The organism is Photobacterium angustum (genome assembly GCF_002954615.1).
In the GTDB taxonomy this organism is placed as follows: Bacteria; Pseudomonadota; Gammaproteobacteria; order Enterobacterales; family Vibrionaceae; genus Photobacterium; species Photobacterium angustum_A.
In genome coordinates this window covers 2,381,599-2,397,306 of the sequence record NZ_MSCJ01000001.1, presented here as the reverse complement: position 1 = coordinate 2,397,306, position 15,708 = coordinate 2,381,599, and the positions used below count along the sequence as shown (strand labels likewise).

The following is a 15,708-nucleotide window of genomic DNA, read 5'->3' as shown; positions in this document are numbered from 1 at the left end:
GAAAATGACAACTCCAGCGAATAGGCTTCAGCGCAAGCTGGGCTACCAATTTAATAATTGTGAGTTGATGACATTAGCACTGACACACCGCAGTGCTAATGGCACCCACAATGAGCGCCTAGAGTTTTTAGGTGACTCTATTTTAAGTTTTGTTATTGCTGATGACTTATATCACCGTTTTCCTTCAGTGGATGAAGGTGATATGAGCCGAATGCGTGCAACACTAGTCCGTGGAAAAACATTGGCTGAGCTAGGTCGAGAATTCGAGCTTGGCGACCATTTGTTACTGGGACCTGGCGAGTTAAAGAGTGGTGGCTTCCGTCGCGATTCGATTCTTGCTGACTGTGTTGAAGCAATCATTGGCGCGATTTATCTAGATAGCGATGTTGAGCAAGTACGAAGTATCGTATTGGCTTGGTATAAAGCTCGTCTTGATACGATTGAGCCAGGCATCAATCAAAAAGATCCAAAAACACGTCTTCAAGAGTGTTTACAAGGTCGTCGTTTACCGCTACCTGCATATACTGTAACTAAGGTACAAGGTGAAGCTCATAATCAAGAGTTCACCGTACAATGTGACGTAACAGGTTTGGATAAACCTGTAATTGGCAAAGGCGGCAGTCGGCGCAAGGCAGAGCAGGCAGCAGCAGAACTTGCACTAAATCAGTTGGAATCATGACAGATAAACAACATTGTGGCTTTATAGCCATTGTTGGTCGACCGAATGTCGGTAAATCAACCTTGCTAAACCGTTTAGTGGGGCAGAAGTTATCTATTACTTCTCGTAAACCACAAACCACGCGCCACCGTATTATGGGTGTAGACACACGTGACGGCTATCAAGCTGTGTATGTTGATACTCCAGGATTGCACATTGAAGAAAAACGTACAATTAACCGTTTAATGAACCGTGCTGCAAGCAGTTCATTAACCGATGTTGAATTAGTATTGTTTTTAGTTGATGGCACTATGTGGACAGCTGACGATGAGATGGTATTAAACAAGTTGGCGAAGAGCCAGTTACCAACTGTGTTGTTAGTGAATAAAGTTGATAACGTAAAAGATAAGCATGAGCTATTCCCTCACTTGCAAGAGCTTGCAAGTAAGATGGAATTTGTTGATGTGATTCCGGTATCAGCAAAGCATGGTACAAACATTGATGCGGTAGAGAAAATCGTACGTCAGCACTTACCTGAGTGTGAGTACTACTTCCCTGAAGAATACGTAACTGATCGTTCTCAACGCTTTATGGCCTCTGAAATTATCCGTGAGAAGCTGATGCGTTTTACGGGTGATGAATTGCCATACGCTGTGACGGTTGAAATCGAGCGATTCGATTACAACCCTGAAACAGATGGTTTCGATATCAATGGTTTGATTCTGGTTGAACGTAAAGGCCAGAAGAAAATGGTGATTGGTAAAGGTGGCGATAAAATCAAAGTGATAGGACGCGAAGCGCGTTTAGACATGGAAGACTTGTTTGAACGTAAAGTTTACCTTGAACTTTGGGTTAAAGTGAAATCAGGTTGGGCAGATGACGAACGTGCACTGCGAAGCCTTGGTTACATCGACGACTTATAAGGGTAGTAATGGAAGGGCTACAGCGTTGTTTTGTCCTTCATTCTCGTCCCTATAGTGAGACGAGCCTGATCCTTGATGTATTTAGCGAGGATCATGGCCGTCTTACTCTTCTTTCTAAAGGCGCTCGCCGTAAGCGATCTAATCTAAAAGGCACACTCCAACCTTTTACTCCCTTATTTATGAAGTGGAGTGGCAAAGGTGCGATGCCTGTTCTTACTCATGCCGAACCTATCAGTATAGGTTTACCCCTACGCAGCTATATTTTATATTCAGCAATGTATGTGAATGAAATACTGGTACGTGTATTGGGCAACCATACCCCTTATCCTCAGCTGTTTCTGGATTATTTGAATGTGCTTAGAGAGCTAGCACAAGCGGATAACCCAGAGCCTGCTTTACGCCGCTTTGAGCTTTCGCTACTACATCATCTAGGCTACGGGATTGACTTTCTGCATTGCGCTGGTAGTGGATTAAGTGTTGAAGATGATATGACCTATAACTACCGCGAGCAGCAGGGGTTTATTGCTTCGATGAAAATTGGTTTATTAACCTTTCGTGGCAATGATTTAAAAGCTATTGCCGCTAGACGATTTGAAACCCCAGAGCAGTTACGCGCAGCAAAACGATTTACAAGGATGGCATTAAAACCGTATCTTGGTTCTAAGCCATTAAAAAGCCGGGAATTGTTTATCCCGCGAGGAAGGAGAATCGGAACATGAACAATATATTACTTGGCGTGAACATCGATCATATTGCGACATTACGTAATGCGCGTGGTACACGTTACCCAGATCCTGTTCATGCTGCAGAAGTAGCCGAGCGAGCAGGCGCTGATGGCATCACTATTCATTTGCGTGAAGATCGTCGTCACATTAATGATCGTGATGTGTGTATTTTACGTGAGACGATCCAAACTCGCATGAATTTAGAAATGGCCGTCACTGATGAAATGGTAGCAATTGCGTTAGATGTTAAGCCTGAATATGTTTGCTTAGTACCAGAAAAGCGTGAAGAGTTAACCACAGAAGGTGGTCTAGATGTCGCAGGTCAACTTGAAAAAGTAAAAGCGGCAACAGAAAAACTGACAGCTGCTGGGATCAAAGTGTCACTTTTCATTGATGCTGATCGCGCGCAAATTGATGCTGCTCATGCATGTGGCGCACCGTTTATTGAGCTTCATACTGGGCAATACGCAGAAGCGACAACCGAAGAGGCACAATCGGATGAACTGAAGAAGATTGCTGCAGGTGCAAGCTACGCTCATAATTTAGGTATTAAAGTAAATGCAGGACATGGTTTAACTTATCACAATGTTAAGCCGATAGCGGCATTGCCAGAGCTGTATGAACTCAACATTGGGCATTCTATTATGGGACGAGCAATGTTTGATGGGCTAGAAAAGTCAGTGGCAGATATGCGTTCGCTAATGCAGGAAGCGCGTGGTTAATGGCGATTGTTGGTTTAGGGACTGATATTGCTGAAATTGAGCGAGTCGAAAAAGTCTTTGCTCGCTCGGGTGATGCGTTCGCCCAGAAAATACTGTCTAGCTCTGAGCTTGAACAGTTTCAGCAATTAAAGCTAAAAGGGCGCTTTTTAGCAAAACGTTTTGCGGTCAAAGAAGCAGCATCAAAAGCACTCGGTACCGGTATTGCGTGTGGTGTCTCTTTCCATGATTTTACTGTTAAAAATGATGAGCGTGGTAAGCCATTACTGAGCTTATCAGGTAAAGCGAATGAACTAGCGCAAGCAATGGGAGTGAATCATGTTCACCTTACCATTGCTGATGAGCGTCATTACGCAGTTGCTACTGTCATTTTAGAACGTTGAATCGCGATTAGTTTTTTACGTTAATAAATAAAAAGCGGTAGATAATATATCTACCGCTTTTTTGATCGTTAGCTTATCTGTTTAAAGCAAAACGGGTTAGTTTCGATAGTCTTTAGACGCTTTGACAATGTTATCCATTTCATCAACCAGCTCTAATAGCTCTGGTTCAATATCGGACAGGGTTGCATTAGCCTTAAGTGCGGTTTCAATTTCCAAACATAAATTCTTCAGGCGTGGAACACCGCTGTAAGCGCAGCTACCGTGTAATTTATGAATCGGTGGCCAGAGTTCAACATCTTTACCATCCAGTGCTTCATTAACCAGCATTTCTACCTCAGGCATGAAATCAAGCAGCATTTGCAGCATGTCATAGGCTAAATCTTCTTTTCCTGCCGCTTGTTTTAACGCTAAATTCCAATCAAAACTAACGCTGCTATTATTTGTCACAGGAGCGACATCATTAACTTGTCCTTCAAGCGTTACAGGCGCTCTGCCTACAGAGGATGGCGTTGCTTGCGGTTGAGGTGTCGTTGGGGCAATCCATTTTGCTAAAATTTGCTGCAGAATATGCTCTTCAATCGGTTTGGTGAGATAATCATCCATCCCAGCATTAATTAAACGCTCACGCTCTCCCGCCATGGCGTGTGCGGTAACAGCAATCACTGGTGTGTTATGGTTCAGTGCTGTGTCATGGATTTTCTGACAGGCTGTCACACCATCCATTTCAGGCATTTGAATATCCATAAAGATCAAATCAAAGGCTTTATTCTTTGCATATTCGACCGCTTTTTTACCACCGGTTGCGGTAATAACCGTTTCTACACGCTCACCAAGTAGCGCTGAAATTAACTTCAAGTTCGCTGGGTTATCATCTACTGCCATCACAGTAAGAGGTTGCAGTTTTTCAACAACAGTAGGTAATAGCGGTACTTCTAATTCGCTAAGGGGCTCGTCATCATTGTCGCATAACGCTTCAAACAGTTTACGCTGTGCAAGCGGTTTACCTAAACAGGCATAAACACCGGTTTGAGTAAGTTTTTCTGATAACGCAAGCTCTGTTGTTGGCAAGCAAACTAGCACCTTATCCGCCGTTTGTTCGGCTTTAAATACATCATTTAGAATGACAGGTAATGGTGGTTGTTCACCCGGTGACAGACACAGTAAAGCAAAATCATGGTGGTCAATATCGTCAGGCATGCTTGCGCGATATGTAACATGTATACCTGCGAGCATTAAACGTTGTTGAATGACAGAGGCCGCTTGCATGTTGGCTTCGACCAATAGTAAAGACTTACCTTGCAGTGCTGTCGTATCAATTGGCTGTGATACGGGGAGATCCGTCTTGTTCATTTGGATGGTGAACCAGAAGGTCGAGCCTTGGTGTAAGCGACTGGTTAAACTGACTTCGCCTCCCATTTGGCTCACCAGTTTCTGGGTGATCACAAGGCCTAATCCTGTACCGCCATAACGGCGAGAAATACTGGCGTCAGCTTGGCTAAATGCTTGGAATAATTGCGCTTGTTGACGCTCTGAAATACCAATACCAGTATCACGAACCATAAACTGTAGGGCGATATTATTATCCACATCAGATTTTAACTCGACAGAGACATCAATATTGCCATGCTCGGTAAATTTAACCGCATTACCAATTAAGTTAGTGACCACTTGCTGAATACGTAATGGATCACCAATTAAGCCTGCTGGAATACGATCGTCAATCTTCAGTGTCAGTTCTAGGCCTTTTTCGTGGGCACTTGGCGCAAGTAGGCGCATGACTTCATCAAGTGAGTCCGTAAAGTCGAAAGGAATGTTTTCGAGTAACAGCTTACCCGCTTCGAGCTTCGAGAAATCGAGAATGTCATTGATGATAGTCAGCAGGTTATTGGCTGAATTCTCAATCGTTAATAGGTAATCTTTCTGGCTAGTATTTAATTTGGTTTTGAGCATTTGTCGGGTAAAGCCAATTACACCGTTTAGCGGTGTGCGGAGCTCATGAGACATATTGGCTAAAAATTCTGATTTCACCCGTGCCGCTTCCTGCGCACGTTTTTTTGCAATATCTAATTCAACGTTCTGAATTTCTAACTGCTCTAAAGTTTCACGTAGATCGGATGTTGCCTGATCAATACTTTGTTGCATTTCAATGTGGTATTCCGACAACGAAATTGCCATGGCGTTAATACCGTTTTTCAGGGTATCTAATTCGCCCAACAATCGACCTTCAATTCGAATATCAAGGTGGCCACGACGGATCCTATCTACCACACTGATCATATGAGAGATCGGTTGTGTCACGTCTTGCATTAAGCGATACGCAAACAGTGATGACAGGGTTAAGCCCAGTAATAACACCATTAAGGCGGTAAACACTTCTTGGTATTGTTGTAACCGTAGTGTGCTGAGATCCAGTTCGATAGCGATATAGCCGAGGGCTTTACCACGAACATCGCTACCAACATTAGTACCAAATTGACCTTCAGTAAGAATGGGCGCGCGTAATATTAAGGTGTTATCGGTTAACTGAGTATCAAGTAGCCGAGGAATAGGTTTGCCTTCAGGATACATGAAGGAATCAAAATTACGGTGGAAGTTAGATGTGGCAAAAATATGATTATGGTTATCAAACACCGCAATGCTGCGGATGATATCGGAGTGCTTTCTATGGGTATAACCAATCAACCGACGAATTGCTTCTCGGTTTTTTTCTGTCATGCCGTATTCCGCTGAAATCGCTAACGGCTCGATGATACTCGCACCCGTAGAAATCAGCTGATGTTCCAGATCCTGATAACGGCTCATGGTGAAAAAAGCGCTTAATAATAAGCCGATTATAAGTGTAGGTGCTAATGTCAGAGTAAATACTCTGGCACGAAGTCCATATCTGGTCATGGTTCTCTTAATTACAAGCAGACAAATCTGTGGGAGAATTAGCTCCCATCAGTAGCACTAGATTAAATAAATCAGTGCTGTTCGACAAATACTCAATGCCTGAACAGTGAGCAAAATTTTATGGCACGCTTTTTTAAGCCTCAAAAACGTAAAACCGATACCAAGCATAAAGAAATAACTATCAGCCGTTTAGATCATATCGGCGCTGGCATCGGCCACTTGAACAACAAACCTGTTTTCATTGATGGTGCATTACCCGATGAAACCGTTGTTGTGCAATTGACGGAAGACAAAAAAAATTATGCCCGAGCTCGCGTGATCAAACGTTTAAAAGACAGTGCTGCGCGTATTAAACCTCATTGTCCAATCTATGACCAGTGTGGCGGTTGTAACTTGCAACATTTATCCCACCAAGGTCAAGTTATCGCCAAACAACAGGCGCTAAGTGAATTGATGGAGAAATTTGCGATCACAGAAAAAGACGATGCCTCCCAAGTTGAGCCTATTGTTAGGCAAAGTGAACATTATCGTCGCTGTGCACGTTTTAGTGTCCGTATGCTACCTAATGGCAAAATGGTATTTGGCTTTCGTAAAAAACAGAGTAAAGACATCGTTGATGTGAATGCTTGTCCTGTTTTGGCGACCACTCTTAATGATTTGTTACCGCCATTACGTGAACTGTTAAGTAATCTTAAAGGACGTAAGCATGTTGGCCACATAGAATTGGTTAATGCAGATAATGGTCGCGTATTGTTAATTCGTCATTTGCAGCCATTTAATGACAATGATCTCGCAGCGATTAAAGCTTTCGCTACTGAACATGCATTGATGCTATTTTTAGCGCTGTCGTCAGATGAGCTTGACCATATGTTAGGTGAGCAACCGTTCTACGATATTGACGATGTAAGACTGACATTCTCACCAAAAGATTTCATTCAGGTTAATCGAGACGTAAACGTAAAAATGGTTGAGCAAGCGATAAATTGGCTTGATATTCAGCCGCAGGATAGGGTACTCGATTTATTCTGTGGGTTAGGCAATTTCAGCCTTCCGCTGGCAAGACAAGCGAAAGCGGTAGTCGGCGTGGAAGGTGTTGATGAAATGGTCGCGCGAGCGACAGCTAATGCGGCAGCGAATGGTCTAGATAACGCAACATTTTATCAAGCAAATTTGGATGAAGATGTAACGAAACTAGTGTGGGCGCAAGAGCAATTTGATAAGATTTTACTAGACCCAGCACGAGCTGGGGCGGCTGGCGTGATGCAGCATATTGTAAATTTAGCGCCAAGCAAAGTGGTCTATGTATCATGTAATCCAGCAACATTGGCTCGTGATAGTCAAATGTTGTTGCAGCAAGGGTATAAGTTGGCACGTCTTGGTATGATGGACATGTTCCCTCATACAGGGCATTTAGAATCAATGGCGTTGTTTGTTAAAAGCTAATCACCATAAAAAAAATAGCAATGTGATGTAAGACAATCATCGGTATTCAGAGAAAACAGGATAGAAACATGGTCGCAGTTCGCGGTGCGCATTTAAAGGAAAATACCACATTTGAGCTTGTCTCGTGGGTCGAGAGTTTACGTCAAGATGCAAAAGTATCGAGTCGGATAGAAGGAACATATCAGCGCTGTATTGAACTTGCCGCTGAACAAGAAAACGGTCCGTTACTGTTGTGGCGTGGTCGTGAGCTAGTTGAAATCCTTGTCACCTTGAGTATGGATGCCGATACTTTAATTGCGGCCTTGTTATACCCATTAGTGGAAGGCGGTTGTTACAGCAATGAAGCGTTAAAAGAAGAATATAGCGGGACGATTTTACATTTAGTTCAAGGTGTTGAACAAATGTGTGCAATCAGCCAGTTAAAATCAACGGCGGAAGAAACTGCGCAAGCCGCGCAGGTGGATAATATTCGACGCATGTTACTGTCGATGGTTGATGATTTCCGTTGCGTGGTTATTAAATTGGCTGAACGTATCTGTAATTTACGTGAAGTTAAAGATCAGCCTGATGAAGTACGTCGAGCGGCAGCGCAAGAATGTGCCAACATTTATGCTCCATTAGCGAATCGTCTCGGTATTGGTCAGCTTAAGTGGGAAATTGAAGATTACGCGTTCCGTTACCAACACCCTGAAACTTACAAGCAAATTGCTAAGCAGTTATCTGAGCGTCGTATTGATCGTGAAGATTACATTACACAATTTGTTGATGACTTATCTGATGCGATGAAAGCATCAAATATCCGTGCAGAAGTGCAAGGTCGACCTAAGCATATTTATAGCATTTGGCGAAAAATGCAGAAGAAAAGCTTAGAGTTTGATGAGCTTTTTGATGTTCGAGCTGTGCGTATTGTTGCTGAAGAGCTACAAGATTGCTATGCCGCACTGGGTGTTGTACATACCAAATATCGTCACTTACCAAAAGAGTTTGATGATTACGTTGCCAACCCTAAACCTAACGGTTATCAGTCTATTCACACTGTAGTGCTTGGTCCTGAAGGTAAAACGATTGAAATTCAGATCCGTACTAAGCAAATGCATGAAGAGTCTGAGTTAGGGGTTGCTGCGCACTGGAAGTACAAAGAGGGTACGGCATCAGGTGGCGCGAAAACCGCTTACGATGAGAAAATTAATTGGCTGCGTAAGCTATTAGCATGGCAAGAAGAAATGTCAGATTCTGGCGAAATGCTGGATGAGCTTCGTAGTCAGGTATTTGATGATCGCGTCTATGCTTTTACTCCTAAAGGGGATGTGGTTGACTTGCCATCGAATGCGACACCGCTTGATTTTGCTTATCATATTCACTCTGAAGTGGGTCACCGTTGTATTGGTGCCAAAGTAGAAGGGCGTATTGTTCCTTTCACTTATCATCTTCAAATGGGCGATCAAGTTGAAATCATCACTCAAAAAGAGCCGAATCCGTCACGAGATTGGTTAAACCCGAATTTAGGATTTGTGACATCTAGCCGTGCTCGTGCCAAAGTTCATGCGTGGTTCCGTAAGCAAGATCGTGATAAGAATATTATTGCGGGTAAAGAGATCTTAGAGGCAGAGCTGGTAAAAATTCATGCGACGTTAAAAGATGCGCAATACTACGCAGCAAAGCGTTTTAATGTGAAATCGCCTGAAGAGCTATATGCGGGGATTGGTAGTGGTGATTTACGTATTAATCAGGTGATTAACCATATTAATGCGCTAGTAAATAAACCAACAGCAGAAGAAGAAGATCAGCAGCTTTTAGAAAAGCTATCTGAGGCAAGCAATAAGCAAGCAACAAGCCATAAAAAACCGCAACGTGATGCTGTTGTTGTTGAAGGTGTTGATAATCTGATGACTCACCTTGCTCGTTGTTGTCAGCCTATTCCTGGCGATGATATTCAAGGCTTTGTTACACAAGGCCGTGGTATTTCTGTTCACCGTATGGATTGTGAGCAGCTTGAAGAGCTTCGTCATCATGCGCCAGAGCGTATTATTGATACGGTTTGGGGCGGCGGTTTTGTCGGTAATTATACCATTACTGTGCGTGTGACGGCTTCAGAGCGCAATGGCTTATTGAAAGAATTAACCAATACTTTAATGAATGAAAAAGTAAAAGTAGCGGGAATGAAAAGCCGAGTTGATTATAAAAAGCAAATGTCTATCATGGACTTTGAGCTTGAATTGACTGACTTAGAAGTGTTAGGTCGTGTACTGAAACGCATTGAACAAGTTAAAGATGTCGCTGAGGCTAAACGATTATACGGCTAATTAATCGATAAAGATAAAAATTAAGGGGAGCAATATGCTTCCCTTTTTTATTTATACAGCATTATGAGTAGTAGCAATTATTTTATGCTTAGTTCTTATAAAAAATAATTCATTTCTTTATTTGTTTAATGATCTAAAACAAGGCTTGATGTTGACTCATATATAATTGACCGATAATATTCTATTAACTTCTAAATAAAGACTCAGTATGTATTTATCTCAATTACATAAAATTTTATATGCATTATTTATAGCAATATTACTGTTAAGTAGTAGTGTAAATGCTGCGTATATGAGTCAAAATGTTCAAGTCTCTAATGCTGCTAATTTAGCAACTAATATCAAGAGCGAACTGCAATACCAGCAAACGGCTACTCAACAATCTCATCACTGCAGTTTGCAATGTGATCACGGTTGTAATGACTGTTCACAGTGTTCATGTTGTAGAGTATTACCTCGTACTGGTGGTAATGCATTTCATCTACTCTCTTTTCCTCCACTCGTTATCGCTCGCGTCAGTAAGCTGTTACCGATTGAATATCTTCAAGAGTCGCTTGTTCTTGCCGTTATAAAATCAATTTATCGCCCTCCTATTGCCTAATAGTTTGCTTATTTCTGGATCTAAATTGGATTCAAAGTAAGTGTTAATTTAACAAATTAATTATCCCATCTTAATTATATAGATGAGTGATAGTTGTTATTAATTAATGATGTTGCTTTATAAATAAAGCGGCAAGAGAACTATTATGAAAAATTTACTATTAAAATTATTAACTAAAAATAGTGTTACGAGTGTTTTATTACTTATTTCAATGTTTCTTCTTCCTGATAATAACTTTATCAATGTACCTAGCGATGAAATCAAACAATTGCTGTTTTTTATTCTTTGCCTGCAGGGAATGAAAGTGGGTGCAGATAAAGTAACGTTTAAATAATTAACGGGGGTATTATGAAGTCGAATGTATTAAGCATGATTAGAGAAAAAAGTCTTACAATAGTAATGTTATTGTTAATGTCATTTCTGTTGCCAAACTATGCGTTAGCAGAGTCTTATAGCGTAGATTCATCTAATCACACGTGCTCTCATCACTCTGATTGCCAACACCATTATTCACATCACCAAGGGTGTAGACACCATCGTCATGAGTCACATCAACATCGATGTGATAATCATCATTATGATGGCGATAATGGACATGAAAATTGTGATCATGCTAGAGATCATCATAAGCAACATGAGCATTGCCAACATGATGATGATTGATCGTTGCTATGAATTTCTAAATTAGTTTTCTAGTATTAACTATCGAAGTTTTGGCGCTTTAAAGTTAGAAGCTTAAAGCGCCATTTTTAAAGAGTTGATGGTATGGATAATAAAAAAGCATCTCAAATGGAACAATTATTAGCGATTATGTCTCAGTTGCGAGACCCACATCGTGGTTGTCCGTGGGATTTGAAACAAAACTTTGATTCAATCGTTCCCTATACCCTTGAAGAAGCCTATGAAGTGGCTGATGCCATCGAGCTGAAAAACTGGAACGATGTAAAAGAAGAATTAGGTGATTTATTGTTCCAAGTTGTTTTTTATAGTCAGATGGCCAAAGAACAAGGGTTGTTTGAATTTGACGATGTAGTGGCAGGCATAAGTGAAAAGCTGGTCCGTCGCCATCCCCATGTTTTTAGTGATGCTGATTTTGATGATGAAGCAGCCGTTCAACAAAACTGGGAAGCCGAAAAAGCCAAAGAGCGCGCAGCTAAAGAGCAATATGTGAGCTTGCTTGCCAATATTCCAAACGCATTACCAGCATTAATGCGTGCTGATAAAATTCAAAAACGCTGCGCGAATGTTGGTTTTGATTGGGATGAATTAGCACCAGTGGTTGATAAGGTAAAAGAAGAGCTTGATGAAGTGATGGACGAAGTGATTCAAGCGGTGCCAGAACAACAACGAATAGAAGAAGAGCTCGGTGATCTACTATTTTCAGTGGTGAATTTAAGTCGTCATTTAAAAGTAAAACCAGAGATGGCATTACAAAAAGCCAATAAAAAATTTGAAAAGCGTTTTCGCCAAGTGGAAGAAAGTGTGCTAGAACAAGGAAAGATCATTAGTCAGTGTTCATTAACTGAGCTAGATGAAGCATGGAATAGTGTTAAAGATAAAGAAAGTAAAAATCAGTAATTGAATTTAAGGTATGGATTATAAATAAAATATACCTATTTAGCATTGTTTTGGTTGTTAAAGCTTGATATTTCAGTGGCATAACGCTTACTTGATTTGAAGCAAAAAAAATCAAATGGCGGTGTGATAGTTTTCACGTTGTGGCGATAAATGGTGTCTGGTATACTAATTTCCCGTCCAGATACATTTATCCTCTACACCAATCTTCCAGGTTAAACATGACTACGAATTACATTTTTGTTACGGGCGGAGTAGTTTCCTCTCTAGGTAAAGGCATTGCTGCTGCATCACTTGCAGCGATTTTAGAAGCACGTGGTCTTAACGTGACTATGATGAAGCTAGACCCTTACATCAACGTTGATCCAGGCACAATGAGCCCAATTCAACACGGCGAAGTATTCGTTACGGAAGACGGTGCAGAGACTGACCTAGACTTAGGTCACTACGAGCGTTTCATTCGTACCAAGATGACTAAGCGTAATAACTTTACAGCTGGTCGCGTGTACGCAGACGTATTACGCAAAGAGCGTCGTGGTGATTACTTAGGTGCAACGATTCAGGTAATTCCTCATATCACTAATGAAATCAAATCTCGCGTATTAGCGGGTGCTGAAGGTCATGATGTAGCAATCGTTGAAGTAGGCGGTACTGTAGGTGATATTGAATCACTTCCATTTATGGAAGCTATTCGTCAATTAGCAGTAGAGCAAGGCCGTGAAAACACCATGTTCATGCACTTGACTCTCGTTCCTTACCTAGCGGCGGCTGGCGAAGTGAAAACCAAGCCAACTCAGCACTCAGTAAAAGAACTTCTTTCTATTGGTATTCAGCCAGACATCTTAGTGTGTCGTTCTGATCGTATGATCCCTGCAAATGAGCGAGCAAAAATTGCGCTGTTCTGTAACGTGCAGGAAAAAGCTGTTATCTCAATGAAAGATGTAGATTCAATCTACAAAATCCCACAATTAATTAAGGCTCAAGGTCTTGATGATTTAGTGTGTAAGCGTTTTGGTATTACTGCACCAGAAGCTGATCTTTCTGAGTGGGAACAAGTTATTTATGAAGAAGCGAACCCTACCTCTGAAGTAGTTATTGGTATGGTTGGTAAGTACATTGAACTGCCTGACGCATATAAATCAGTTAACGAAGCGCTTAAACACGCGGGCCTGAAAAATCGTCTATCAGTAAAAATCAAATATATCGATTCTCAAGATGTTGAGTCAAAAGGTACAGAAGTACTGGCTGGCCTTGATGCTATCTTGGTTCCTGGGGGTTTTGGTAGCCGTGGTGTTGAAGGTAAGATCCTTACAGCTCAATACGCACGTGAAAATAATATTCCATACCTAGGTATTTGTTTAGGTATGCAGGTAGCATTAATCGAGTTTGCTCGAAATGTAGCCAAAATGGCCGATGCGCATTCAACTGAATTTAATGCTGAAACTAAATATCCAGTCGTTGGTCTTATTACTGAGTGGATTGATAGTGAAGGTAAAGTTGAAGAGCGTACTGAGAAATCAGATCTAGGCGGTACAATGCGTCTTGGCTCTCAGCTATGTCATCTACAAGATGGTTCTAAAGCGCGTACGTTATACGGTCAGCCAACGATCCATGAGCGTCACCGTCACCGTTACGAAGTAAACAACACTTTACTACCTAAGCTTGAAAAAGCAGGTCTAAAAGTATCTGGTTTGTCTGCTGACAAGAAACTTGTTGAAATTATTGAAGTTCCGAATCACCCTTGGTTCGTAGCTGCACAGTTCCACCCTGAGTTCACATCGACACCTCGTGATGGGCACCCATTGTTTGAAGGTTTTGTAAAAGCGGCGGGTGCATACCACCGTGGTGAGCTTAACCAGTAAGGATTACTGATAGCTGTAGTTGTTATGGCTACAGCTATTTTTTTAGCTTTTAATTTGAAGATAAAGCAAGAGGAAACACAATGTCTAAGATCGTTAAAGTTCTAGCTCGTGAAATCATTGACTCACGTGGTAACCCAACAATTGAAGCTGAAGTTCACCTAGAAGGTGGTTTCGTAGGTATGGCTGCTGCGCCATCTGGTGCTTCAACTGGTTCTCGTGAAGCTCTAGAGCTTCGTGATGGTGATAAATCTCGTTTCCTAGGCAAAGGCGTTCTGAAAGCTGTTGCTGCTGCAAATGGTCCAATCGCTGAAGCACTAATCGGCCAAGATGCAAAAGACCAAGCTGCAATCGACCAAGTTATGATCGACCTTGACGGTACTGAAAACAAATCAAACTTCGGTGCTAACGCAATCCTAGCTGTATCACTAGCTAACGCAAAAGCAGCTGCTGCATCTAAAGGCATGCCTTTATTCGAGCACATTGCAGAGCTAAACGGTACTGCTGGTCAGTTCTCTATGCCTCTACCTATGATGAACATCATCAACGGTGGTGAGCACGCAGATAACACTGTTGATATTCAAGAGTTCATGATTCAGCCAGTAGGTGCTAAGACACTTCGTGAAGCTGTACGTATGGGTTCTGAAGTATTCCACAGCCTAGCTAAAGTTCTTAAGTCTAAGGGCATGAGCACAGCTGTAGGTGACGAAGGTGGTTTCGCACCAAACCTAGAGTCAAACGAAGCTGCTCTTAAAGCAATTAAAGAAGCTGTTGAAGCTGCAGGTTACGAGCTAGGTACTGATATTACTCTAGCAATGGACTGTGCTGCATCTGAGTTCTACAACAAAGAGCAAGGCATCTACGATCTTAAAGGTGAAGGTAAGCAATTCACTTCAGAAGAGTTCAACTACTTCCTTAAAGATCTAACTGAGAAGTTCCCAGCTATCGTTTCTATCGAAGATGGTCTAGACGAATCAGATTGGGCTGGCTTCAAGCACCAAACAGAACTACTAGGTGACAAAATTCAACTAGTAGGTGACGATCTATTCGTTACAAACACTAAGATTTTCGCTGAAGGTATTGAGAAAGGTATCACTAACTCAATCCTAATCAAGCTTAACCAAATCGGTTCTCTAACTGAAACTCTAGCTGCTATTAAGATGGCTAAAGACGCTGGTTACACTGCTGTTATCTCTCACCGTTCAGGCGAGACCGAAGACGCAACTATCGCTGATCTAGCGGTAGGTACTGCTGCAGGTCAAATCAAAACTGGTTCTATGAGCCGTTCTGACCGTGTTGCTAAGTACAACCAACTTATCCGTATCGAAGAAGCACTAGGTGAGCGTGCTCCTTTCAACGGTCTTAAAGAAGTTAAAGGCCAAGCTTAATTTTCTATTAAGCGATGATTGAGTTTACTCAATTTGGTTAAATAAAACCGCCTTGCAAGAGGCGGTTTTTTTATCTCTAAAATAAAAAATACAACACTAAGCGGCATCAATATTTATGCAGGAACAAATGCTTATTTTGTATTGTTGTCAGTGAACACTGTTTTTATTTTCAGGAAAAGAAATGTTAAGTAAGGGAGATGTAAAGTCTCATAGCATAATAGTAGTCACCATTGACTGAT

The 15,708-nt window shown here is 41.6% G+C and carries 14 protein-coding genes; 13 read left to right on the top strand and 1 reads right to left on the bottom strand.

The genetic code is table 11. The features are described from left to right. Positions 1-4 precede the first annotated feature (4 nt). The 5 genes from rnc to acpS are packed head-to-tail and all read left to right on the top strand — an operon-like array spanning position 5 to position 3,408. Positions 5-679: a ribonuclease III gene (gene rnc / locus BTO08_RS10670; RefSeq protein ID WP_105060931.1), complete on the top strand. Its 675-nt coding sequence runs from the start codon at positions 5-7 to the stop codon at positions 677-679. Next, positions 676-1,581, top strand: a complete 906-nt coding sequence (era, locus tag BTO08_RS10665; protein ID WP_005371444.1) for a GTPase Era — start codon at positions 676-678, stop codon at positions 1,579-1,581. The genes rnc and era overlap by 4 nt, the downstream gene beginning before the upstream one ends. A gap of 8 nt (positions 1,582-1,589) precedes the next feature. Next, entirely contained in the window at positions 1,590-2,300 is a 711-nt protein-coding gene (gene recO, locus BTO08_RS10660) for a DNA repair protein RecO (RefSeq protein ID WP_105060930.1), read from the top strand. After that, the gene (gene pdxJ / locus BTO08_RS10655) at positions 2,297-3,028 is read left to right on the top strand and encodes a pyridoxine 5'-phosphate synthase (protein WP_105060929.1); all 732 of its coding nucleotides are present in this window, start codon (positions 2,297-2,299) and stop codon (positions 3,026-3,028) included. The genes recO and pdxJ overlap by 4 nt, the downstream gene beginning before the upstream one ends. Further along, a complete protein-coding gene (gene acpS / locus BTO08_RS10650; protein WP_105060928.1) occupies positions 3,028-3,408 on the top strand; it encodes a holo-ACP synthase in 381 nt (126 codons plus the stop codon). The genes pdxJ and acpS overlap by 1 nt, the downstream gene beginning before the upstream one ends. A 96-nt stretch (positions 3,409-3,504) precedes the next feature. Here the strand turns inward: acpS and barA are convergent, their stop codons facing one another. Then, positions 3,505-6,300: a two-component sensor histidine kinase BarA gene (gene barA / locus BTO08_RS10645; RefSeq protein WP_105060927.1), complete on the bottom strand. Its 2,796-nt coding sequence runs from the start codon at positions 6,298-6,300 to the stop codon at positions 3,505-3,507. A gap of 120 nt (positions 6,301-6,420) precedes the next feature. Between barA and rlmD the strand changes: the two genes are divergently transcribed. The 8 genes from rlmD to eno all read left to right on the top strand — a co-directional run bounded on the left by rlmD (position 6,421) and on the right by eno (position 15,469). After that, positions 6,421-7,743, top strand: a complete 1,323-nt coding sequence (gene rlmD / locus BTO08_RS10640) for a 23S rRNA (uracil(1939)-C(5))-methyltransferase RlmD (protein ID WP_105060926.1) — start codon at positions 6,421-6,423, stop codon at positions 7,741-7,743. A gap of 68 nt (positions 7,744-7,811) precedes the next feature. After that, a complete protein-coding gene (gene relA, locus BTO08_RS10635) occupies positions 7,812-10,046 on the top strand; it encodes a GTP diphosphokinase (RefSeq protein WP_105060925.1) in 2,235 nt (744 codons plus the stop codon). Positions 10,047-10,338: 292 nt separating this feature from the next. Next, positions 10,339-10,647, top strand: a complete 309-nt coding sequence (locus BTO08_RS10630; RefSeq protein WP_146108433.1) for a hypothetical protein — start codon at positions 10,339-10,341, stop codon at positions 10,645-10,647. 145 nt (positions 10,648-10,792) lie between these two features. Continuing rightward, positions 10,793-10,981 carry a hypothetical protein gene (locus BTO08_RS10625; protein ID WP_105060923.1) on the top strand — a complete coding sequence of 63 codons (189 nt, stop codon included), beginning with the start codon at positions 10,793-10,795 and terminating at the stop codon, positions 10,979-10,981. 207 nt (positions 10,982-11,188) lie between these two features. Beyond that, positions 11,189-11,335 (top strand): hypothetical protein, encoded by a 147-nt coding sequence (locus BTO08_RS22340; protein WP_198038434.1) that lies wholly within the window; start codon positions 11,189-11,191, stop codon positions 11,333-11,335. Between the two features lie 77 nt (positions 11,336-11,412). Then, complete coding sequence (gene mazG, locus BTO08_RS10620) at positions 11,413-12,225, top strand: nucleoside triphosphate pyrophosphohydrolase (protein ID WP_105060922.1); 813 nt, start codon at positions 11,413-11,415, stop codon at positions 12,223-12,225. 218 nt (positions 12,226-12,443) lie between these two features. Then, positions 12,444-14,084: a CTP synthase gene (locus tag BTO08_RS10615; RefSeq protein WP_006647209.1), complete on the top strand. Its 1,641-nt coding sequence runs from the start codon at positions 12,444-12,446 to the stop codon at positions 14,082-14,084. Between the two features lie 80 nt (positions 14,085-14,164). Then, complete coding sequence (eno, locus tag BTO08_RS10610; protein WP_005371469.1) at positions 14,165-15,469, top strand: phosphopyruvate hydratase; 1,305 nt, start codon at positions 14,165-14,167, stop codon at positions 15,467-15,469. The last annotated feature ends 239 nt before the right edge of the window (positions 15,470-15,708 follow it).

Excerpts from the sequence above, each read along its gene's own strand:
- rlmD (WP_105060926.1), top strand. The coding sequence starts at position 6,421 with ATGGCACGCTTTTTTAAGCCTCAAAAACGTAAAACCGATACCAAGCAT.
- barA (WP_105060927.1), bottom strand. The coding sequence starts at position 6,300 with ATGACCAGATATGGACTTCGTGCCAGAGTATTTACTCTGACATTAGCA.
- mazG (WP_105060922.1), top strand. The coding sequence starts at position 11,413 with ATGGATAATAAAAAAGCATCTCAAATGGAACAATTATTAGCGATTATG.
- recO (WP_105060930.1), top strand. The coding sequence starts at position 1,590 with ATGGAAGGGCTACAGCGTTGTTTTGTCCTTCATTCTCGTCCCTATAGT.
- rnc (WP_105060931.1), top strand. The coding sequence starts at position 5 with ATGACAACTCCAGCGAATAGGCTTCAGCGCAAGCTGGGCTACCAATTT.
- era (WP_005371444.1), top strand. The coding sequence starts at position 676 with ATGACAGATAAACAACATTGTGGCTTTATAGCCATTGTTGGTCGACCG.
- pdxJ (WP_105060929.1), top strand. The coding sequence starts at position 2,297 with ATGAACAATATATTACTTGGCGTGAACATCGATCATATTGCGACATTA.
- relA (WP_105060925.1), top strand. The coding sequence starts at position 7,812 with ATGGTCGCAGTTCGCGGTGCGCATTTAAAGGAAAATACCACATTTGAG.
- BTO08_RS22340 (WP_198038434.1), top strand. The coding sequence starts at position 11,189 with ATGAGTCACATCAACATCGATGTGATAATCATCATTATGATGGCGATA.
- eno (WP_005371469.1), top strand. The coding sequence starts at position 14,165 with ATGTCTAAGATCGTTAAAGTTCTAGCTCGTGAAATCATTGACTCACGT.
- BTO08_RS10625 (WP_105060923.1), top strand. The coding sequence starts at position 10,793 with ATGAAAAATTTACTATTAAAATTATTAACTAAAAATAGTGTTACGAGT.
- acpS (WP_105060928.1), top strand. The coding sequence starts at position 3,028 with ATGGCGATTGTTGGTTTAGGGACTGATATTGCTGAAATTGAGCGAGTC.
- BTO08_RS10615 (WP_006647209.1), top strand. The coding sequence starts at position 12,444 with ATGACTACGAATTACATTTTTGTTACGGGCGGAGTAGTTTCCTCTCTA.
- BTO08_RS10630 (WP_146108433.1), top strand. The coding sequence starts at position 10,339 with ATGAGTCAAAATGTTCAAGTCTCTAATGCTGCTAATTTAGCAACTAAT.